16 protein-coding genes and 1 pseudogene are annotated in these 21,238 nt (G+C 37.9%); 15 read left to right on the forward strand and 2 right to left on the reverse strand.

The annotated features are described in order from the left end of the window. A pseudogene (locus H5088_RS04540) lies at nt 1-168 on the forward strand (IS4 family transposase); the annotation flags it as partial. A 141-nt stretch (nt 169-309) separates the two neighbouring features. On the opposite strand, the gene uvrA reads toward H5088_RS04540, so the two are convergent. Further along, the gene (uvrA, locus tag H5088_RS04545; RefSeq protein ID WP_182752281.1) at nt 310-3,135 is read right to left on the reverse strand and encodes an excinuclease ABC subunit UvrA; all 2,826 of its coding nucleotides are present in this window, start codon (nt 3,133-3,135) and stop codon (nt 310-312) included. Nucleotides 3,136-3,297: 162 nt separating this feature from the next. Between uvrA and H5088_RS04550 the strand changes: the two genes are divergently transcribed. From H5088_RS04550 to H5088_RS04565, 4 genes are all read left to right on the forward strand, one after another. Next, nucleotides 3,298-4,665: an MFS transporter gene (locus tag H5088_RS04550; protein ID WP_182752282.1), complete on the forward strand. Its 1,368-nt coding sequence runs from the start codon at nt 3,298-3,300 to the stop codon at nt 4,663-4,665. A 20-nt stretch (nt 4,666-4,685) separates the two neighbouring features. After that, the gene (gene ssb, locus H5088_RS04555) at nt 4,686-5,393 is read left to right on the forward strand and encodes a single-stranded DNA-binding protein (protein ID WP_182752283.1); all 708 of its coding nucleotides are present in this window, start codon (nt 4,686-4,688) and stop codon (nt 5,391-5,393) included. Nucleotides 5,394-5,661: 268 nt separating this feature from the next. Then, entirely contained in the window at nt 5,662-8,391 is a 2,730-nt protein-coding gene (locus tag H5088_RS04560; protein ID WP_182752284.1) for a response regulator, read from the forward strand. A 455-nt stretch (nt 8,392-8,846) separates the two neighbouring features. Beyond that, nucleotides 8,847-10,535: an EAL domain-containing protein gene (locus tag H5088_RS04565; RefSeq protein WP_182752285.1), complete on the forward strand. Its 1,689-nt coding sequence runs from the start codon at nt 8,847-8,849 to the stop codon at nt 10,533-10,535. A 3-nt stretch (nt 10,536-10,538) separates the two neighbouring features. Here the strand turns inward: H5088_RS04565 and H5088_RS04570 are convergent, their stop codons facing one another. Beyond that, entirely contained in the window at nt 10,539-11,447 is a 909-nt protein-coding gene (locus H5088_RS04570; RefSeq protein WP_182752286.1) for a 1-aminocyclopropane-1-carboxylate deaminase/D-cysteine desulfhydrase, read from the reverse strand. A 77-nt stretch (nt 11,448-11,524) separates the two neighbouring features. Here H5088_RS04570 and H5088_RS04575 point away from each other — a divergent pair, with 77 nt between their 5' ends. Genes H5088_RS04575 through H5088_RS04620 form a run of 10 tightly spaced genes read left to right on the forward strand, consistent with a single transcriptional unit; the run spans nt 11,525 to nt 21,228 of the window. Next, nucleotides 11,525-12,448 carry an MSHA biogenesis protein MshI gene (locus tag H5088_RS04575; protein WP_182752287.1) on the forward strand — a complete coding sequence of 308 codons (924 nt, stop codon included), beginning with the start codon at nt 11,525-11,527 and terminating at the stop codon, nt 12,446-12,448. After that, on the forward strand, nt 12,445-13,044 hold the full coding sequence (locus H5088_RS04580) for a PilN domain-containing protein (protein WP_259398083.1): 600 nt from the start codon (nt 12,445-12,447) through the stop codon (nt 13,042-13,044). The genes H5088_RS04575 and H5088_RS04580 overlap by 4 nt, the downstream gene beginning before the upstream one ends. After that, nucleotides 13,041-13,718 (forward strand): agglutinin biogenesis protein MshJ, encoded by a 678-nt coding sequence (locus H5088_RS04585; RefSeq protein WP_182752288.1) that lies wholly within the window; start codon nt 13,041-13,043, stop codon nt 13,716-13,718. The genes H5088_RS04580 and H5088_RS04585 overlap by 4 nt, the downstream gene beginning before the upstream one ends. After that, complete coding sequence (locus H5088_RS04590) at nt 13,696-14,022, forward strand: agglutinin biogenesis protein MshK (protein ID WP_024594540.1); 327 nt, start codon at nt 13,696-13,698, stop codon at nt 14,020-14,022. The genes H5088_RS04585 and H5088_RS04590 overlap by 23 nt, the downstream gene beginning before the upstream one ends. After that, on the forward strand, nt 14,006-15,664 hold the full coding sequence (gene mshL, locus H5088_RS04595) for a pilus (MSHA type) biogenesis protein MshL (protein ID WP_182752289.1): 1,659 nt from the start codon (nt 14,006-14,008) through the stop codon (nt 15,662-15,664). The genes H5088_RS04590 and mshL overlap by 17 nt, the downstream gene beginning before the upstream one ends. Nucleotides 15,665-15,666: 2 nt before the next feature. Next, nucleotides 15,667-16,569 (forward strand): ExeA family protein, encoded by a 903-nt coding sequence (locus tag H5088_RS04600; RefSeq protein ID WP_182752290.1) that lies wholly within the window; start codon nt 15,667-15,669, stop codon nt 16,567-16,569. Continuing rightward, complete coding sequence (locus H5088_RS04605) at nt 16,566-17,708, forward strand: tetratricopeptide repeat protein (RefSeq protein ID WP_182752291.1); 1,143 nt, start codon at nt 16,566-16,568, stop codon at nt 17,706-17,708. Before H5088_RS04600 ends, H5088_RS04605 begins: the two co-directional genes overlap by 4 nt. Next, nucleotides 17,705-19,432, forward strand: coding sequence for a GspE/PulE family protein (locus H5088_RS04610; RefSeq protein WP_182752292.1), 1,728 nt, complete (start codon nt 17,705-17,707; stop codon nt 19,430-19,432). Before H5088_RS04605 ends, H5088_RS04610 begins: the two co-directional genes overlap by 4 nt. Beyond that, nucleotides 19,419-20,639 (forward strand): type II secretion system F family protein, encoded by a 1,221-nt coding sequence (locus tag H5088_RS04615; protein ID WP_182752293.1) that lies wholly within the window; start codon nt 19,419-19,421, stop codon nt 20,637-20,639. The genes H5088_RS04610 and H5088_RS04615 overlap by 14 nt, the downstream gene beginning before the upstream one ends. Nucleotides 20,640-20,643: 4 nt before the next feature. Continuing rightward, nucleotides 20,644-21,228, forward strand: a complete 585-nt coding sequence (locus H5088_RS04620) for a prepilin-type N-terminal cleavage/methylation domain-containing protein (RefSeq protein ID WP_182752294.1) — start codon at nt 20,644-20,646, stop codon at nt 21,226-21,228. The last annotated feature ends 10 nt before the right edge of the window (nt 21,229-21,238 follow it).

A 21,238-nucleotide genomic window follows, 5' to 3' on the forward strand; every position in this document is an offset into this window, starting at 1 on the left:
GCTCCAAATATGTCATGGGCGTATCAGGAACTGGCAAAGTTAGGAGGCTGGAAAGATACCAAGCGCACAGGGCGTGCATCTGTGAAAGTGTTATGGCAAGGATGGCTTAAGTTACAAGCCATCCTGGAAGGCTACGATTTAGCAAAATCTCTTGAGTCAGACTTGTGATCAAGAGACAGCTTGTTAGCGGCATTTTTTATATAATACTGATTAGTATAATTATACTTTATATAGAAGCTGATTTTCTCGCCACTTTATAATTCTAGAGTACTTAACACAACCTTTACTTATGGTGAGTAAGTAAAACCTCTATTTATTTAATAGAGGTTTTAAGTAATGCCCAGTATGCGAACGCTCACATTCGGCTACTTCTTCAGGCGTGCCTGCAATGAGTATTTCACCACCGCCAGCTCCGCCTTCAGGTCCTAAATCAATAACCCAATCTGCTGTTTTAATAACATCGAGGTTGTGCTCAATAACCACAATGGTGTTACCGTGATCGCGCAGGCGATGTAATACAACAAGCAGCTGTTCAATATCAGCAAAGTGTAAGCCTGTTGTAGGCTCATCTAATATGTAGAGTGTTTTACCAGTATCACGCTTTGATAGCTCGCGTGCTAGTTTTACACGTTGCGCCTCACCACCTGAAAGCGTGGTAGCGGCTTGACCTAAGCGGACATACGATAAACCAACGTCCATTAAGGTTTTAAGCTTGCGGGCAATAGCCGGTATTTTGTCAAAATACTCATGCGCGTCTTCAACAGTCATCTCAAGTACTTGGTGTATGTTTTTACCTTTGTATTGGACTTCGAGCGTTTCGCGGTTATAGCGTTTGCTCTTACATACATCACACGGTACATACACATCAGGTAAAAAGTGCATTTCAACTTTAATTAAGCCGTCACCTTGGCACGCTTCACAGCGTCCGCCTTTAACGTTAAAGCTAAAGCGACCTACTTTGTAGCCACGTGAGCGCGCTTCTTGTGTGCCTGCAAATAACTCACGAATACCGGTAAATATACCTGTGTAGGTTGCCGGATTTGAACGAGGAGTACGACCAATTGGGCTTTGATCAATATCGATCACTTTATCAAAATGATCTAAACCGCTAATTGATTTATACGGTGCCGCTTCGGCAGTGGTTGCGCCATTTAGCTCTGTATGAGCAAGTTTAAATAAAGTATCGTTTATTAGCGTTGATTTACCTGAGCCCGATACACCTGTCACACAGGTCATTAAACCAAATGGGATTTTTAAATCCACATTTTTAAGGTTATTACCCGTTGCGCCAAATAGCTCTAGCCATTTGTCGTTCGTTGGGTGACGCTCTTTTGGTATTTCTATTTTACGTACGCCTGATAAAAATTGGCCCGTAACAGACTCTTTGCTTGCTAAAATATCGTCGCGCGTACCTTGAGCAATAATATGCCCACCATGAACACCCGCACCTGGGCCAATATCAATAATATGATCTGCCGCACGAATAGCATCTTCATCGTGCTCTACCACAATAACGGTGTTACCTAAGTCGCGCAAATGGACCAATGTTTGTAATAAACGGTCGTTATCGCGTTGATGTAATCCAATAGATGGCTCATCTAGTACGTACATTACACCTACAAGACCGGCACCAATTTGACTGGCTAAGCGGATACGTTGAGCCTCACCACCTGATAATGTATCGGCGCTACGTTCAAGTGATAAATAATTTAGGCCAACGTTAATTAAAAACGATAAGCGGTCGCTAATTTCTTTTAATATTTTTTCAGCTATTTGGCCTTTTTGTCCGGTTAACTCTAAACCTTCAAAAAATTCCATGGCTTCACCAATACTCATGCATGTGATTGCAGGTAAGTTGGTTTGTCCAATAAATACATTTCGAGATTCTTCGCGTAAGCGTGAGCCATGACAGCTAGGACACGCTTGGCTTGTTTGGTATTTAGCAAGTTCTTCGCGTACAGAGTTTGACTCGGTCTCGCGGTAGCGGCGATTCATGTTATTTAAAACGCCTTCAAACTCATGGTTACGCGTAATTAAATCGCCACGGTCGTTACGGTAATTAAACGCAATTTTAGTGCTACCAGAGCCATCTAAAATAATTTTTTTCGATTCGCTGTCTAAATCTTGATAAGGCACGTCTAAATCAAAATTGTAATGATCTGCAACCGCTTGCAGCATTTGATAGTAATAAAAGCTGCGTTTATCCCAGCCTTTAATTGCACCGCCAGCAAGGCTTAACTCTGGGTTATGCACTACGCGATTAGGATCAAAATATTGGCGTATACCTAAGCCATCACAGGTTTGACAAGCACCAGCTGGGTTATTAAACGAAAACAAACGCGGCTCAAGTTCAGTCATTGCATAGCCACAAGTAGGGCAGGCAAAATTTGCTGAAAATAGAATCTCTTCAGCGCTGCTATCGTCCATGTATGCTACATGTGCAACACCATTAGACATTTCAAGTGCAGTTTCGAACGATTCTGCTAAGCGTTGTTGTAAGCCATCTTTTACTTTAAATCTGTCTACAACAACTTCTATTGTATGTTTTTTATGAAGCTCAAGCGTTGGTGGGTCAGACAAGTCACATACTTCACCGTCTATACGGGCGCGAATGTAACCTTGGCTAGATAGCTGTTCTAATAACTTAACATGCTCACCTTTACGCTCTTTTACTATTGGCGCAAGCAGCATTAATTTACTGCCCTCAGGTAGAGCCAAAACAGTATCTACCATTTGGCTAACGGTTTGCGCAGCAAGTGGTAAATCATGTGTAGGACATCGTGGTTCGCCAACGCGGGCAAACATAAGTCGTAAGTAATCGTAAATTTCGGTAATAGTACCTACGGTTGAACGCGGGTTATGAGACGTTGACTTTTGCTCAATAGAAATGGCAGGAGAGAGGCCTTCGATGTGATCCACATCAGGCTTTTCCATGAGCGATAAAAATTGTCTTGCGTACGCAGAGAGTGATTCAACATATCGGCGTTGTCCTTCTGCATAAAGCGTATCAAATGCAAGTGATGACTTCCCCGAACCAGATAGACCCGTAATAACTATTAATTTATCACGTGGGATGGTTAGGCTGATGTCTTTTAAATTGTGCGTTCGGGCGCCTCGGACTTCAATGTTTTCCATGCTATCTCGTTTGTTACCAAAATTATTTACTCAGTATCGCATAATACGAAGCAATATTAATCCTTGATCAATGAAAAATCCTTACTTATAGGCGATTAATTATTGCCAAGCTTATGGTAGAATCCCAACCTCAATTTTTCATAGAGTAAGATCACGCAGATAATGACCGCATCTTCACTTAATTCACGAGAAAAACGCGCCGCTGTATCACTGGCGAGTGTGTTTGCATTTAGAATGCTCGGCTTGTTTATGCTGATGCCTGTATTGGCTATTTATGGACAATCGCTTGAAGGTTTTTCGCCTATTTGGATTGGTTTTGCCATTGGTGCGTATGGTTTAACGCAAGCTGTACTACAAATACCTATGGGTCGATTATCCGATAAGATTGGTCGTAAAAAGGTTATTGTTGGTGGCTTAGTTGTATTTGCTATTGGCTCTGTAGTTGCTGCATTAGCTGACTCTATCCAAATGGTTACCGTAGGCCGTGCTTTACAAGGTATGGGCGCAATAGCCAGTGCGCTACTCGCGTTTGCTTCAGATTTAAGCCGCGATGAGCAACGACCAAAAGTAATGGCCGTTATTGGTATGAGCATAGGAATGAGCTTTGCCTTTGCTATGTTACTTGGGCCAATTGTCGCCGCTTCGTGGGGTATTGCTGGTGTATTTTGGTTGACTGCTATTTTAGCAGTCTTTGGTATATTTATAGTGACCATGCTAGTGCCAAAGGCGGTAAATAAAGCACCCAAAGGTGATACATTAGCAAGCTTTAGTGATATTAAAAAACTAATTAAACATCCACAGTTAGCACGATTAAATGCTGGTGTGTTGCTACTGCATTTAACACTAACCACTATATTTGTCGTACTGCCGAGTCAGTTAATTAAAGATGGCTTGGTTGCAGACCATCACTGGTATTTATATATTCCAGTGCTATTTTTAGCATTCTTATTAATGCTACCAATAATGATTGTGGCCATTAAAAAAGAGAAAGAAAAACAAGCATTTATTGGCTCAGTAGCCTTGTTAACTATTAGTATGTTAGCAATGTCGGTATGGGTTAATAGTGTAGTAGGCATTGCTGTGTGTATGCTGCTTTATTTTGTGGCGTTTAACTTTTTAGAGGCCACTATGCCTGCGCTTGTATCGCGAATAGCACCTGCAAGCCAAAAAGGTTCAGCAATGGGTGGCTACTCATCTAGTCAGTTTTTAGGCGCCTTTTTAGGCGGTATGTTAGGTGGTTATGTAGCACAAACGACAACGACGCAAGCTGTGTTTGCGGCAGCGGCACTTGTTGGGTTAATATGGCTTATTATTGCGTGGAAAATGCAAGTCCCACCCAAAAGTAAAGTTATTAGTTTAATGACCAAATTAGATTCTGAAGAGCATGCTCAAACGCTTGCTTCTCAGTTAGTTGCTTTACCTGGCGTAATAGAAGCAACTGTGGTTCGCGATGAAAGTCGCAGCTATTTAAAGATTAATGATAAAGAATTTGACCTAGACCAAGCGCGTAAAGTCGCTGGTTTAATCTAACATTTATAGGAGATGGTTCCATGGCACGCGGTGTGAACAAAGTAATTTTGGTTGGTAATTTAGGGCAAGATCCTGAAGTTCGTTATATGCCTAACGGTAACGGTGTAGCAAATATTACCTTAGCAACTTCGGATAGCTATAAAGATAAAAACACTGGCCAAATGGTTGATAAAACTGAGTGGCATCGTGTTGTATTCTTTGGCAAATTAGCTGAAATTGTTGGTGAATATTGTCGTAAAGGTTCACAAATTTATGTTGAAGGTAAACTTCAAACACGTAAGTGGACCGATCAACAAGGCCAAGAAAAATACACAACTGAAATTGTAGTTGACGGATTTACAGGTCAAATGCAAATGCTTGGCGCACGCGGTGGCGATCAGCAAAGCGGTGGTTATCAAGGCGGCCAACAAGGTGGTGGTTACCAAGGTCATCAGCCGCAAGGTGGTCAACAAAGTGGTGGTTACGGTCAAAATAACCAAGGTCAAGGCGCACAGCAAGGTGGCTATAATCCACAGCAACAAGCCGCACCAGCAGCACAACCAAAACCGGCTCCAGCACCACAGCAGCAAAGTAATCAATATCAGCCGCAAGGTGGTTATGCACCACAGCAAAAAAGTGCCCCACAACAGCAAGGTGGCTTCGCTCCTAAACCGCAAAACGCCCCGCAAGGTGGTGCATCAAACCCAATGGAACCGACCATTGATTTTGACGATGATATCCCGTTTTAGGAAACGTATAAATTAAAAGTGTAAATATAAATCACTTTTTATTGAAAGATTTATTACAGAAAAGCCCCGTTCATACGGGGCTTTTTTATACGGGTTGTTTAGTGAGGGCACCCAAGAACTATCAATGAATATCGTCATTAAGCAATAAAATGAAATAGTATTAGTAAGCATGTTAAATTATGGTGAAATTTACATTGTCTTTAATTGATATATATATCGTTAACACTTACCATTAAAAGACTTTTACCTTAATTACACAATGAGAAACATGAAAACTAATATCTTATTTTTATTTCTTGTTTTTCTATTTTTGAGTCCAATTTCAAACGCTCAATCTTCTTCAAATGTTACTCATGTTTTATTTATAAATTCAACAAACCAAGATATGCCTTGGCACAAAAGTGTTGATTCTGGACTGCGTAAAAAACTTATAGAACGTTCTTTTAGTTATGAACTCTTCGTTGAAAATATGGATGTAAACCGCTTTGATGAAGCAAATCAAAAACAGTTAATGAAGGACTACCTTAAGCAAAAATATAAAAATAAGCACATAGATATCATTGTTACTCAGTCGCCTTCTGCAGCTGTACTTTTATCGCAATTAGATGATTTTTTTATAAATGCTCCAAGAATATATTTAGAACCAGGCGCTCAATTTAGTTTACCTGAAAGCACCAATGGAGCAGTGATCCAAGCTAAATTAGACTACGCGCAAGCAACAGCAAGCGCTGTTAATTTAATGAAGCCTAAAAAATTAATCGTTATATTAGATACAAAAAATGATATTGGGATGAGCTTTTATCGAGGGCTATTTTCGGTTATTAACCGTGACTTTTCGTATTTAGACGTAGAAAAGTGGTTTGATCTTTCAATGCCAGAGCTACTCACTAGAATAAAAAATGCGCCAGATGATTCAATTATATTGTTTACACCCATTTTCAGGTATTACGATAATAAATCTCTTAGCCCTTATCAGCTAGTAGAGCGATTAGCTGAAGCAAGTTCAGCGCCCGTTTTTAGTTATTGGGAGGTACTATTAGGTTCAGGTGTTGTTGGTGGGTATGTGTTGTCGGGTGAAAAAATAGGCGCACGTATTGCCGATTCGATAATTTTATACAATGAAAATAAAAGCCTAAGTGCAATCAGTGGTGAAGAACTAAGTGTTTATACTTACGATTGGCGTCAATTAAACAAGTTCGATATAGCTTCACAAAGCTTGCCAGAAAAGTCGATTATATCTTATTACGAGCCAACCTATTTTGAGCAAAATAAAACATTGATTTACAGCGCTACTGTAATTATCTGTATTCTTAGCAGCTTTTTAGTTTTCGTATTGTTTTTAAATCAACGCCGCATCCAACTTTTAAAAGAGCTTGATGAAGAAAAGCAAAGATTAGAGTCTCGCGTTGATCAGCGTACTGAAGAACTGTTGCAAGCCAAAGATGAGGCCGAAAAGCTGACATCCGCTAAGTCTGAATTTTTAGCAAATATGAGTCATGAAATTAGAACGCCTATGAGTGGGATTATTGGCTTAACCAACATTTTGCTAGAAAAAGGTTTGCCTGGGGAATATGAGCATTATTTAAATAAAATTAAATATTCTTCAGATCAACTCCTTGTAGTTATTAACGATATTTTAGATTTTTCAAAAATTGAGTCTGGAAACATTAACCTTGAAGAATTTCCTTTTTCTGTAAATTCGGTTGTTGACTACATCAAAGCAACTTTTGATGAGCTAGCTCAAAGCAAAGGGATCACATTTGATATTGTCATTGGTGAAGAGGTCAAACTTAATTTAATTGGTGATGTAGTTCGAATAAACCAAGTACTGCTAAATTTATGCTCTAACGCAATTAAATTTACTTCACAGGGCTTTGTATCGGTATTAATAGAATCAAAAAGATCATTAGCCGATCCTAAGAGTGTTTGTTTGTATTTTACTGTTAAAGATTCAGGTATTGGCATTGCCGAGCAAAGCCTTGCCGATTTATTTGAATCTTTTACTCAAGCTGACAGCTCTACAACTAGGAAGTTTGGCGGCACAGGTTTAGGCTTAACTATAAGTAAGCGTTTATGCCAATCGATGGGGGGAGATATAACGGTAAAAAGCACTCAAGGTGTAGGTAGTGAATTTATAGCTTCAATTAAGGTGAAACTGAATAACCAAGCGTTAATTGATGATACTCCTAACCTAACTTTTACTGATGCGTTTGAAGTACTAATTGTAGATGATAATGAAGATGATCTTAAGGTAATTGAAAATCAGCTAACGGCTATGGGGCTAGCATGTACGGCCTGTCAATCTGCTAAACAAGCTATTGATATTATTGAACACAATAAAGAGAAATTTAAAGTTATTATTGTCGACTGGGCAATGCCATCAATGAGTAGCGAAACTTTTTTAATACGCATTTTTAATATTAACCCTCAACTTTATGCCAACACTATTGTGCTTATAATGAGTGACGAAAGTTTACTAAATAATGGAGCCAAAAAAGTAAGTATAAAAACTATTTTGCAGAAACCTGTATACACGAGTGTTTTGTATGAGGCGATTGAAAGTAAAGTAGTAGGCTCTCTGAATGAAGTGCCTGTAGGAAATACTGTAAGTGAAAAGCCGTTAGCAGGTATCAAAATATTAGTTGTGGAAGATAACTCGATCAATAAACTAATAGTTACAAACATACTAGAAAATGCAGATGCTCAAATTTATTTGGTCGACAATGGACTAGAATGTATTCAAGCCGTGAAATCCCAATCGTACGATATTATTTTGATGGATATTCATATGCCTATTATGGATGGGGTTGAGGCAAGTAAAATTATTCGTAACGATAGCGATAAAGCAATCGCAAATATTCCAATAATTGCTTTAACAGCTAATGTTATGAAAGATGATATTACACGATACTTATCCATTGGCATGAACGCCCATGTTGCAAAGCCTATTAAAGCTAAAAATCTACGTGAAACTATAATCCGCTGTTTAAATAACTGAGCCGTTAAAGTGATTTAATAATTATCCATGTTAAGTACCTATCGTAATATCGTCCGTTGGCTTGAGCCTATTTTGGATAACTTAAAAAGATAATTCATAAAATAGAATTTTCCTCACCGGTTGCTATATGAAATCTCATACATCCTTTTCCCATATGTTTATTTCAGCAAAGGTTGAATTATCAATGTCAGAAGTTAGTGAGTTGGGCACTATAAACAAAGCACACAGCTTCGCTGCGCATAGTACAAACAAAACTCGCTTAAGCTTGAGGATTCAATTTAATCTATTTATAAAATAAAGGGCATAGTTGTTTGTTTGTTTGTTTGTGTAAGTTCTCGTTTATCTGAGTGTTTTTTGTTTAGCACTATTAATAAACGTTTAAACTTAGTTTATAGCCTTGTACTTCTATAGATATTGAACAACACTTTAGTTAATAATTTAACGAGTGGCAGGCTATGCAAAAGAGTAAACTCTGGCTTTTAAAGTACTTCAAAGGTATCTCTTTTGTTTTGTTTTTGGTGATACTTATTAGTTTTAATTTCATTTTAAATGATGCATTACATCAAAAAGCACATGTTTCTGGGCAGCAGTTTGTTAAACGCGTTTATGAATTAAATTTATCTCCCTCTATAAATAATGAAGTGTTGGTCGCATTAGCTAAAAATGAAGGCTTTAAGTTGGAGGTGCAAAATTCTTCAGATCACTTTAGGAACTTAGTAAATTTAGAACGCGAAGTTTTTACTTTTAAAACGTTAAGTTTGAGCCTTTATCACTATCCAGTGTGGGTAACACAAAGCTACTTATTTATATTTTTGAATCTGATTATATTAGGCGCTGCTAATTGGTCTTATCGCTGGTGGAGCCTGTTAAAAGTCAACCGTAAAGTAATGCTTAAAAATACAGTTATACAGCCGACTAAAATTATTCAACAAAGGCATAAAAATACTCAACTAATCGAACTGGCAAAAAAATGTGATTTAAGTTCTTTGTATGGAGTTAATACTGCATCACATAACTTATTTTTACTTATTGAGTGTGATTGTAGCTATGATAAAAAAACGGATATAGAAGCCAATTTTAAAGTCTTAATTACTAAAAAATTAGCCGAACTTAAAGGTGTGTCGGTAAAAATACTAAACTCTAATTACTTAGCGGTTACCTTACCAAACATTTCTATTAGCGAGTTGAATAGCTACGTTGAAAAGCTTCATAAAAATGTGTTTTTAATATGTCAAAATCATCAAAAAAATATTACTCATAAAAATATTAAAATAGGTGCGTGTGATTATCAATTAGGCGCTGATCAAGTGGCGGTTTATAAGCTAGCAAAATCAGCACTCGCGCTATCACAAAGCAGCCTATTGCAGCATTGCCACCGTTTAACGTTAAATCACTGCCAAGAAAAACACCTCTCTAGCAAACAGGTTATAGAAAACATTAAAAAGAATAAATTTATATTATTCTTTCAGCCTGTATTTGAACTCTCTAGTGGAGATATCCTGCAGCATGAAGCTCTTATTCGGGTTAGGCATAGCCAACTTGGTTTACTGGCAGCTCGTTATTTTATTAAGCAGGTTTATAGTGATCAAGACGCTTTAATATTAGATAAAGCTGTAATAACACAAGTCAAAAAGCTAATGCTCAGTGAGTCTTCGGCTTTAACAGTTAGTGTAAATCTACACCCTAAAAATTGGTTTAATACTGTATTTTGGGAGTGGTTAGCCAATCAAATGGCAGAGCTTAAGTTAAATACTAAATTACAATTTGAAATAAGTGAGGCAGAATTTTTTACTCATAGAGAGTCGATAACTAATGCACTCAATGTTATTAAAAATGGGCATTCACATATTGTGATTGATAATGTAAAAAGCAGTGAGAAAGTAGCCATGCTAGTTGATTATAACCAAGTATGTGGGCTTAAGTTATCTTACGAACTGGTTCATTTATTAGATGAAAAAACTCAAAGTCAAAAGAAAATAAAAAGGATAGTCGAAGCCGCTAGTCTTTTAAATCTACCCGTATACGCGGTGGGCGTAGAGACTCAAAAAGAGCTACTTACGCTTACCAAATTGGGAGTGGTAGGAGCTCAAGGTTTTTACTTTTCAGAGCCACTTCAAGAGTTTACGCAAGCGGTATTTAATTAAGGTCTAGATTAACCCTCTATATTTAAGCCCATTTAAGCCTTGAAGCCCCCCAGTATGAACAGCAATAATTTTACTCCCAGATGGGAAATAATCTTGCTCAATAAGCTGCCACAATGCATACATCATTTTTCCGCTATAAATAGGCTCAAGTGGCAGATTATAAGTGTGACTCATATCTTGGCAAAACTGCCATAACTCAGGTGAAAACTTACCATAACCCCCATCATGAAACTCTGTGAGTAACTGCCAGTTAGTTTGGTTATTAGCTTTAGCGCTCAGCTTTTTTATTTCTTCATTTAAATATTCAGCTTGTTTTAATACCGCTATACCAATAACTTGTGTTGTTGAAGCACTGCCTTCTATTAGTCCAGCAAGCGTGCCACCACTACCTGTAGGACAAACTAAGTAGCTATGTTCGGGTAAGCTTTGTACTAACTCTTGACACCCTAATAAAGCATGTTCATTTGTACCACCTTCAGGGATGATATAAGCGTTTGGAAAACGCTCTTGCAAAGCATTAAGGTAATCGCTGTCTTGGCGTTTTCGATACTCTATACGATTAACAACATGTAGGTTCATACCACAATGTTTTGCAAATTGGATTGTTGGGTTGTTGTTATCAAGCTCTGGTCCGCGAATAATCGCGTGAGTTTTTATATTAAATTCTTTTCCTGCGGCTGCGCAGGCGTGAATATGGTTTGAAAACGCACCACCAAAAGTCAGAAGCTCTGTTTTATTTATCTTTTGCATATACGCTAAATTGTATTTTAATTTACGCCATTTGTTACCACTTATTAGCGGATGTAGTAGATCGTCACGTTTTATACCTAAACAAATATTTCTCTTTTTTAGAAACGTTGTATCTATTTGCTGAATATAGTTATTTTCTTTAGTTTCAAATGATTTATGCATATTTATTAGTTTTCAACTTGGCAAAGTAAATAAAATGTACGACACTTGGTTAATACATCATTAACAATAGTAGCTATATGAAAGAAAAGCTGTTTTCTTGGTTGAATCGTAGTTTGGATCCTAATACAGCTATAGGTGTTGCTGCTTATGCAGATACTGTTAACGCGGTATGTTTAAAAAAACAACGAGACCAATGGATAGTTCACAGCTCACATAGTGTCAACGTATCTGAACAAGCCGATTATACCGCTGCTATTGTTGCTTGCACAAATCAAGTTTCTACAGACATTTGTGCGGTTAATTTAGTTATACCGCATTACTTTTATCAAATAGTGCAAATGGATAAACCAAACCTTAGTGATGAAGAAATCATTCAGTCGCTCCCTTGGACTACAAAAGATTTAGTTGATATAGCCCCTGAAAATATTGTTGCTGATTTTATCGATTATCCAATAACGCTACCGATGCAAAGCAGCAAAATGAATGTGTTTATTACTAATAAGCTGCAACTACTTCCGTTTATAGACAGTTTTGAACAAACCAAACCTGTTTTGCGTGCAATGACCTCTGAAGAAATGATTCTGGTTACCTTGTTTGGCTCATATAAAGAGGCGCATATGCTGATTGTGCAGCATGCTAATCATGAACCTCGAATCTTAATTATTCGTGATGGACAATTAGTATTAGCTAGGCGATTAAATGGTTTTTTAGGTATTTCAGATAAGGATCAAAATCAAGAATTGGTAGAAGCGTTAGGATTAGAAATTCAGCGTTCGATGGACTTTTTTGAAAGCCAGCTCAAGCAACCGCCAATTCGCAGCATACAGCTACAGTGCGATGATTTATCTTCATTAACTCTTAGAGCCGGTCTTGCAGAGTTTTTACAAGTAAAAGTTGTAGATTTTGCGCCTAACTTAGAATTAGCGCAGCAATTAGAGCCAAACTTTTATTATGCGCTCGGGGCAGCCTATCAATTAACAGATCCGGAGTCTGTGCTATGAAAACCCGGATTAATTTTTATCAAAAAACCTTACGAGTACGCCGAGACCCAGTCCCTTTGTCTGGAATGATTACGTTGTGGTTAGGTGCGCTATTAATTATTGCAATCACGTGGGCTTTTTACAGTTATAAAACTTATTCAAGTGAGCTTGATTTAGAACAAAAAAAGGAATATCTCAAACAAGGAAAAGCTCAGTTAGAAGTTGTAAAACAGCAGCTAGCAGAGAAGCAAAATAAAACAATCTTTATTAATGAACTAAAAACACTTCAGCAAGAGGTTTTGCATAAGCAGCAAATATTTAGTTATTTAGAGCAAAGCTCAGATCAATCCGCAACCGACTATGCGCAGGTTATGCAAGATTTAGCCAAGTATCACGAGCCTAATATCTGGCTTACCCATATTAAATTTGTAGGGCAAAGTGTCACGTTTGAAGGGCAAGTATCGCAGTCAAAATTTTTACCTATGTGGTTTAATAATTTAAAGCAGTCACCTTTTTTTATTGATAAAGAATTTTCAGTTTTAGAACTGTCAACAAAAGATGGTCTGAGTGAATTTAATGTGGCGACCGACCTTGCTGATGAAGGCGTTAAACCATGAACAACAAGAAAGACAAAGGTTGGCCTATTTGGGCAAAGTATCGAGCTCAATTTGCATCGCTGCAAAAGCGTGAGAAATATTCCACTGTATTTGTAGGCTTATTCATGGTGATTTACCTCGGTCTGTGGTTTGTTATTTTTCCACAGCAAGATGAAGTTGCTCATATTCGCTCTGAACAAAATGCAGCATTGCAGGAGTTACAGCAGATAAATGCGCAACTCTCCATGTTAAATCAAGCACTAAACTACGACTACACTAAGGTTTTACGCAGTCAAATTGCACAAACCAGAGATGAATTAGCTGAAATAAATAATCAACTTAATAGTTTTAGCCAAGGCTTTGTAGCGGCTAAAAATGTACCTGCTGTTTTAAAAGATTTACTCGTAGATAGTAGCGATGTGAGAGTTAGTAGCTTTAATGTAAAGCCTGCACAGGCTATAGATGTTGAAAAACTGGGTGAGCATGATACGCAAACACTATTTTTTGAGCATCAAATGGTGGTTACTTTGGAAGGTAGTTATTTTAGCTTACAAAAATATTTAGCAGCATTAAAAAATAATCAAGAAAAATTATTAATACAAGAGTTTAGTTATCAGGTACTAACGTACCCACAAGCTGAATTAACTTTACAAATTGCTACAGTGAGCGCTAATGAAAAATTTATCGCATTATAATTTATGTTTTTTATTACTTTTGTTCACTTTCGCACCCAGTGCATTAGCGCAATTACGCGATCCTACTCAACCAAATATGTATGTAAATAACAACAAGAGTGTAACTCAAAACACAGAACTTAAATTGCAATCTATTATTAAAAACAGTACAGCATTTAAGGCTATTATTTCTGGCCATATTTATCGAGTGGGTGATGCTGTAGACGATTTTCGGGTGCTAAGCATAAACTCAAAACAGGTTGTGCTAGCAAATGACGATAAACAAATAAAATTAGAATTATATGACTATGAAATTAAAAAATAATTTATCTTACCCGTGGCTTGTTCTCCTATTATTGCCTACATTTTTGACGGCTTGCCATAGCTTTAAGCCTGGTAAAGAAGTTAAAACTCATATAGAACAAGAGCTGGCTGAAAAACCTGTAGAAGCTAAAGCGATTGCGCCTTTACAGATGCCGAGTGAGCTTACCCAAAGCCTACTATCATCAATAAATAATGAGCAAACTATAAGTGATGATTTATCTATAAAGCGTTTTGATGTAGCCGCTAATGACGTTGAAATAGGCGCCTTTTTTGCAGGCTTAACAGACGATACGCCTTTTAGTGTTGCTGTGCATCCCGAGGTAAATGGCACAATTAGTTTAAATCTTAAAAGCGTTACTTTTAATGAAGTCATTGCAGTTATTAAGCGTATGTATCCTTTAGATATTGTTAATGAAGGACGAATAGTACAAGTACTGCCAGCCAAAATGCGCACAGAAACAATACCTGTAAATTATTTAATGATGCAGCGCCATGGTCAGTCTACAGTGAGTGTTGTTGCTGGTGGGGTTAGTCAATTTGCACAAAGTGGCAGTAGTTCGAGTGGTTCAAGTTCAGGTAGTAGTAACCAGCAAAATAATGAGTTTGGCGGCGATAATCAAAGCTTAGATTTAAACGGTTCTCGAATCCAAACAATTAATAAAAATGATTTTTGGAAAGAATTAGAAGTCGCCCTTAAGTCTTTAATTGGCGCAAGCGATGGGCGCTATGTTGTTGCAAGCCCACAAGCTAGTTTGGTAACCGTAAATGCATTACCAAGCGAAATTAGTCAGCTCAAAGAGTTTTTGCGTCAAAGCCAAGAAAACCTGCAACGCCAAGTTATTCTAGAAGCAAAAATAATAGAAGTAACTTTAAAAGATGAGTACCAACAGGGAGTTAACTGGGAGCGTATAGCGAGTGGTTTAGAAGGCGGTATTTCGTTTGCTACAACAGCGGGTTCTACTATTAGTAATAGTATTTCAGCCGCAATTGGTGGAGCGTCATCGCTAACCATTCAAAAAGGAGACTTTAACGGGGTTATTAATTTGCTTGAAACGCAAGGTGATGTGCAAATGCTATCTAACCCTCGAGTTACCGCTACAAACAATCAAAAAGCAGTTATAAAAGTAGGGCAAGACGAATATTTTGTTACTAATGTATCAAGTACGACGGTAACGGGTACTGCTACAACGACCTCGCCTGAAATTGATTTAACGCCGTTCTTTTCTGGTATTGCCCTTGATGTAACGCCGCAAATTGACAAGTACGGCTCAGTTATTTTGCATGTTCACCCTTCAGTAACTGAAACAGAAGAGCAGCTAAAAGTAATTACATTAGACGATCAACGGTTTGAGTTGCCTCTAGCACAAAGTAACATTCGAGAATCAGATACTGTTATTCGCGCTCAAAGTGGCGAAATAGTGGTTATTGGTGGTTTGATGCAAACATCAACACAGGATGAAGAATCAAAAACCCCCGTGTTGGGGGATATCCCACTATTTGGCAATTTATTTAAAAGTATTCGTAAACGCCAAGAGAAAAAAGAACTGATTATTCTAATCAAACCAACGGTTGTTATGCCAGATACTTGGAAAAAACAACAAGGTGAAAGCCGTCAGCTTTTAAAAACATGGTATGAAAACTAACTATGTATTTAAGCTTTTTTAATTTAAGTGAAATGCCTTTCACGTTAACCCCTAACACAGAGTTTTTTTGTGCACTTGAACCGCACCATGAAGCGATGCAAGTGTTAACAACAGCTATTGAAATGGGTGAAGGGTTTATTAAAGTCACTGGTGAAGTTGGGACTGGTAAAACGCTACTTTGTAGAAAGCTATTAAACCAACTTGAGCCAGATTACATTGTGGCTTATTTACCTAACTCTTATTTAAGCCCAGAAGAGCTTAGATGGGCGATTGCCATTGAGCTGGGTATGGATGTAGATAAAGCATTAGATCAGCAAGCACTAGGGCAGCTTATAAATCATCACCTACTTGACTTACAAGAAGATAATGAGCGTGTAGTGCTTTTGATAGATGAGGCGCAATGCTTGAGTTGGGAGACTCTAGAGGCGCTGAGATTATTTACAAACTTAGAAACAGAAAGCGAAAAACTAATTCAAGTTGTGTTATTTGGGCAACCTGAACTTGATGAAAAGCTGGCAAACAACAAAGTAAGGCAATTACGCCAACGTATCAGTTTTTCGTATAAATTACGGGCGATGACTGGCGCTGAGGTTGTTTATTATATTAATCACCGCTTACAAGTTGCAGGGTTTAATAGGCCTCCTTTATTTAATAATAGTATGGGGCTCAAAATTGCTAGAGCTAGCCGTGGAATTCCTAGATTAGTTAATATTTTATGCCACAAAGCACTATTACAAGCTTACGGTGAAGGGTTAAATACAATAACAAATCGCCATATTCAACTTGCCATAAAAGATACCGAAGACTGCGCAAAGTATCGAACCGGACAATATTGGAGCTACAGTGCTTTAATGTTTAGTGTTTTAGCTATTGCTGCCATATGGGTATGGAGGCAGTGGTTATGAGCGTTATAAATAATATGCTTAAAAATATTGAGCAACGAGAAGCTAAACAAGTAAGTACTCAAGAAGGTATAAGTTTAAAGCCGATATATGATGTAAAAAATATTGCATTTAAAGCCGTAATTTTACTTATTATGCTAAGTGTCATTTTTTTAGCATACCTATATTTACCGACCGCCGACAAAAAAGAGACTCAACGTGAGTCTGTGTTACCACAGCAAAAGATAGTCGCGGTTCTAAGCTCTAATTTATCTGATTATCAAGATGAAAAAAGCAATGTAGAACCTTTAGTTGAGCAAGATGTTGTGAAAACGGTTGTGCAAGTTGAGCAAATAAAACCAGAAGTGAATGATTTAGCTGAATCCAAGTTGAGAGAAGCAACATTACTGGTTTCTCAACCAACGGCTGAGCCAGTTGTAATTGCCGAGGTTAAGCAAAGCCCTGCACTAGTTAAAGATAATGTACTGGTAACTAGCGAAGCTAATGTCAGCAAACCAAAAATTACTCCAATGATTAAAACTAAGTCTCAAAATACTATGACTAAAAGCGTGGCAGAAGCTAAGTCGCCACAGGCTTTATTGATTGAGCAATTAGCCGCAGCTAAACAAGCAATACAGTTTGGCTTATACAACGAAGCCATTAGTGATTTAAATATTATTTTAGCGCAATCGCCTTTACACGTAGAGGCTCGAAATTTACTAGCTGCAACTTACTTTAAACAACAAGATATAAATTCTGCGCAACAGGTTTTGCAATCAGGTATTCGCCAAAACCCTAACGTACTTGAATGGCGTGTAATGCTAAGCAAAATACTCATTATGCAACAACAGTATGAAGGAGTATTACTGCTTTTAAGTGATGAATTTGAATCCCAGGCGAATCTTGATTTTTGGGTGCTACAAGGTACTGCTGCGCAAAGTGCGAGTAAGCACCATAAAGCACTTGAAAGCTTTAAACATCTTACACAACTACAGCCTAGTCAAGCTAAGTGGTGGCTGGCACTTGCAACTTCAAAAGATGCATTAGGAGAGTACCTCGATGCTAAACAGCTTTACAAAGTGGCTCTAGATTTAGGTGGATTAAATACTGCTATGACGCAGCATGCATTACAGCGTTTAGTTGCGCTAAAGGAGGCCGTATGAGACCTAGTTTAAAAATGCGCTTAGGGGACTTACTTGTTCATGAGCACATGATCACCGAAGCGCAACTAAGCCAAGCGCTAAACGTTCAAGCTGCGACGGGTCGTAAATTAGGTTCGACGCTTATTACACTTGAGTTTATTAGTGAACCACAATTATTACGCTTTTTAGCGCAGCAATTACAGGTACCTTTTTTAGATATATCACAGCGAAAAATATCAGCTGATGTATCTAAGCTTTTATCTGAGGTATATGCGCGTCGTTACAGAGCACTAGTAATTGAAGACAATGGTGACTCTGTTTTGGTCGGGATGAGCGATCCTGCTGATCTAAGGGGGCTTGATCAACTTGCAACTATGCTTGCTCCTAAACGAATAGATTTAGCTGTTGTACAAGAAAGTCAAATAATGGCTGCGTTTGACAACGTATATCGTCGTACAGATGAAATTACTAACTTTGCAGCACAACTCCATGAAGAATATCAAGACGTAGAAGAGTTTGATTTAAACTCTTTAGGTGATGAAACATCTGATGCAACCGTTGTAAAGCTACTGCAATCAATATTTGAAGATGCTGTGCAAGTTCGCGCATCTGATATTCACATTGAGCCAGATGAAGGTTTGCTTCGCATTCGTCAACGTGTAGATGGCATATTACAAGAGCACACTCTTAACCAAGTAAAAATAGCATCGGCACTAGTGCTACGTTTAAAGCTTATGTCGGGATTAGATATATCTGAAAAACGCCTCCCTCAAGATGGCCGGTTTAATATAAAAGTGCGCAGTCATAGTATTGATGTACGCCTATCTACCATGCCGGTTCAGCATGGTGAATCAGTTGTAATGCGTTTGCTTGATCAATCTGCAGGATTATTATCGTTAGATGAAACAGGCATGCCGGCACACATATTAAAACGTGTGCGCAGCATTATAAAACGTCCACATGGCATGGTTTTAGTTACTGGGCCAACAGGCTCGGGTAAAACAACCACACTTTATGGTGCATTAAGTGAGTTAAACCAACAAGAAAGTAAAATTATTACTGTAGAGGATCCCGTTGAGTATCGTATTGGCCGTATTAACCAGGTACAAATAAATAATAAAATAGGGCTAAGTTTTGCCAGTATTTTACGGACCGCTCTAAGGCAAGATCCTGACATTATAATGGTTGGCGAAATGCGTGACCAAGAAACCGTAGATATTGGATTAAGGGCCGCTTTAACAGGCCACCTCGTACTATCAACGTTACATACCAATGATGCAATTACCAGCGCTATGCGCTTAATCGACATGGGTGCACCGGCTTACTTAGTCGCAAGTTCACTGCGCGCGATTATTGCTCAACGATTAGTAAGGCGAGTATGTAATGACTGTAGAGTACCGTACTTGCCAGATCATCAAGAAATAAGCTGGCTAAAATATTTAGGCGAAGATGTTACTGAAGCTCAATTCTCTAAAGGGCAAGGTTGCACAGCATGTAACCATAGTGGTTATAAAGGGCGTGTAGGTATTTTTGAGTTGCTCGAAATGGATGATGCAATGATGGATGCATTACGAGTTAACGACACGCAAGGTTTTGCAAAAGCCGCTAAAAATAGCGCGAATTTTTCGCCGCTCTCAACAATGGCATTAAACTACGCCAAGCAAGGTGTTACCTCTTTAGATGAAGTATTTAAAGTGGCTGAATATATCCCAGAAATAGTAGGGGATATTGATGCAACTATATAGCTACAAAGCTAAAGACAGCAAAGGTATGTTGGTTAAAGGCCAATTAGAAGCGAGTAACCAAGCTGGCGTAGCTGATAGTTTAATGAAGCGTCAATTTATACCAATATCAATTTCTTTAGTTGAAACGAAAAATAATATTAAAATTTTTGATAACTTATTTGTCGAAAAAATAACGCTAGACGACATGATTATGTTTTCTAGGCAAATGTATTCGCTATTGAAAGCAGGTATTCCAATTATACGGGCAATGATTGGGCTGGCAGATACAACACAAAATAAAGAATTTAAAAATGTATTGATGGAAGTTACTAGGCAGCTTGAGCAAGGTCGCGACTTATCCAGTGCAATGGCTATGCATAACTTGGTGTTTAGCCGTTTAACCGTGTCAATGGTTATGGTTGGTGAAGGTTCTGGTCGATTAGAGGATGCTTTTTATCAACTCGCTATTTATTTTGAAAAAGAACAAGAAACCCGAAAGCGTATAAAAGCAGCTATGCGCTACCCTACTTTTGTTATTTTGGCTCTAGTAGCGGCTATGATTATTTTGAATATTTTTGTTATTCCTACCTTTGCCAGTATGTTCGAAAAATTTGATGCCGAATTGCCATTAATGACTCAAATATTAATTGGCACTAGCAGCTTTTTTGTTAACTACTGGTGGTTATTATTGGTGATGGTTATTGGTTCTGTTTTTGCTTGGAGGCGTTATTTAAATACAGAGCCTGGACGCTTTAAGTGGGATCAATATAAATTAAAAATTCCATTTATTGGGGATATTTTAAAACGGACATTGCTTGCGCGCTACAGTCAAAGTTTAGCTATGGTATTGCGCTCCGGTGTGCCTATGACCACTGGTTTATCACTAACAGCGCATGCCGTAGATAACAGCTATATGGAAAAAGCGATTATTACTATGCGCCAAGATATAGAAAAGGGCGATAGTTTACTCAGAGCCTCAAAAAGTTCTCAGCTGTTTTCTCAGCTTGTATTACAGATGGTGGCGGTAGGTGAAGAAACGGGCCGGGTTGATGAGCTCTTACAAGAGGCTGCTGATTATTATGAGCGTGAAGTTGATTACGACTTACGGAGCTTAACTGCAAAAATAGAACCTATTTTAACTGTGTTTGTTGCCATTATGGTGCTGATTTTAGCGTTGGGTATTTTTATGCCGATGTGGAACATGATGTCCGCGATTAAAGGTAATTAACCAAGTGATTGCATCAAAGGCTTACTCAAAAGGTTTCTCATTATTTGAGTTAGTTATTGTTGTGATTTTACTGGCAGTAATTTTGAGCTTTGCTATACCTCAATATATAGGTATTAAAAATCAAGCGCATAATGCAAGCGTTGACGCTATAGCAGGTAGTTTTTCATCGGCCGTTGGCATGGTTAGGGGTCAATGGGAATTAGAAGGAAGACCAAATAGTAGGTCAAACAAAACATTTGTTAATTATGGAGGTGTAATAGTTGGTGTTGATGGAATGTTAGGTACACCAACAAGTGATGAAACAGAAAAAAAAGATACTCGTGCAGAAGCTATAAATGCTAATAAATGTCGCCAAGTTTTAAATGTAATTTTACAAGATGCACCCAGTAGTACGTTAAGTAATGAAATATCAAGAATAAAAAGTGTAAGTTTTTTAGTTAGGTACAATGCAGAAAGTACGCAATGCGTCTATTATTTAACTCATACCCTTGATATTAAAAATATACCTACCAATACGGGTGAAATATTAGGGTTAACAGGTTTTTCATATTTTGCTAAAACAGGCAAAGTAAAAATATTTAAAAATTAAGTAATTAAAA

The sequence above is a fragment of the Pseudoalteromonas sp. SR43-3 genome (genome assembly GCF_014163875.1).
Lineage (GTDB): Bacteria > Pseudomonadota > Gammaproteobacteria > Enterobacterales > Alteromonadaceae > Pseudoalteromonas > Pseudoalteromonas distincta.

Excerpts from the sequence above, each read along its gene's own strand:
- H5088_RS04615 (WP_182752293.1), top strand. The coding sequence starts at position 19,419 with ATGCAACTATATAGCTACAAAGCTAAAGACAGCAAAGGTATGTTGGTT.
- H5088_RS04580 (WP_259398083.1), top strand. The coding sequence starts at position 12,445 with ATGAAAACCCGGATTAATTTTTATCAAAAAACCTTACGAGTACGCCGA.
- H5088_RS04550 (WP_182752282.1), top strand. The coding sequence starts at position 3,298 with ATGACCGCATCTTCACTTAATTCACGAGAAAAACGCGCCGCTGTATCA.
- mshL (WP_182752289.1), top strand. The coding sequence starts at position 14,006 with ATGAAATTAAAAAATAATTTATCTTACCCGTGGCTTGTTCTCCTATTA.
- H5088_RS04600 (WP_182752290.1), top strand. The coding sequence starts at position 15,667 with ATGTATTTAAGCTTTTTTAATTTAAGTGAAATGCCTTTCACGTTAACC.
- ssb (WP_182752283.1), top strand. The coding sequence starts at position 4,686 with ATGGCACGCGGTGTGAACAAAGTAATTTTGGTTGGTAATTTAGGGCAA.
- H5088_RS04585 (WP_182752288.1), top strand. The coding sequence starts at position 13,041 with ATGAACAACAAGAAAGACAAAGGTTGGCCTATTTGGGCAAAGTATCGA.
- H5088_RS04575 (WP_182752287.1), top strand. The coding sequence starts at position 11,525 with ATGAAAGAAAAGCTGTTTTCTTGGTTGAATCGTAGTTTGGATCCTAAT.
- H5088_RS04590 (WP_024594540.1), top strand. The coding sequence starts at position 13,696 with ATGAAAAATTTATCGCATTATAATTTATGTTTTTTATTACTTTTGTTC.
- H5088_RS04605 (WP_182752291.1), top strand. The coding sequence starts at position 16,566 with ATGAGCGTTATAAATAATATGCTTAAAAATATTGAGCAACGAGAAGCT.
- uvrA (WP_182752281.1), bottom strand. The coding sequence starts at position 3,135 with ATGGAAAACATTGAAGTCCGAGGCGCCCGAACGCACAATTTAAAAGAC.
- H5088_RS04565 (WP_182752285.1), top strand. The coding sequence starts at position 8,847 with ATGCAAAAGAGTAAACTCTGGCTTTTAAAGTACTTCAAAGGTATCTCT.
- H5088_RS04610 (WP_182752292.1), top strand. The coding sequence starts at position 17,705 with ATGAGACCTAGTTTAAAAATGCGCTTAGGGGACTTACTTGTTCATGAG.
- H5088_RS04570 (WP_182752286.1), bottom strand. The coding sequence starts at position 11,447 with ATGCATAAATCATTTGAAACTAAAGAAAATAACTATATTCAGCAAATA.
- H5088_RS04560 (WP_182752284.1), top strand. The coding sequence starts at position 5,662 with ATGAAAACTAATATCTTATTTTTATTTCTTGTTTTTCTATTTTTGAGT.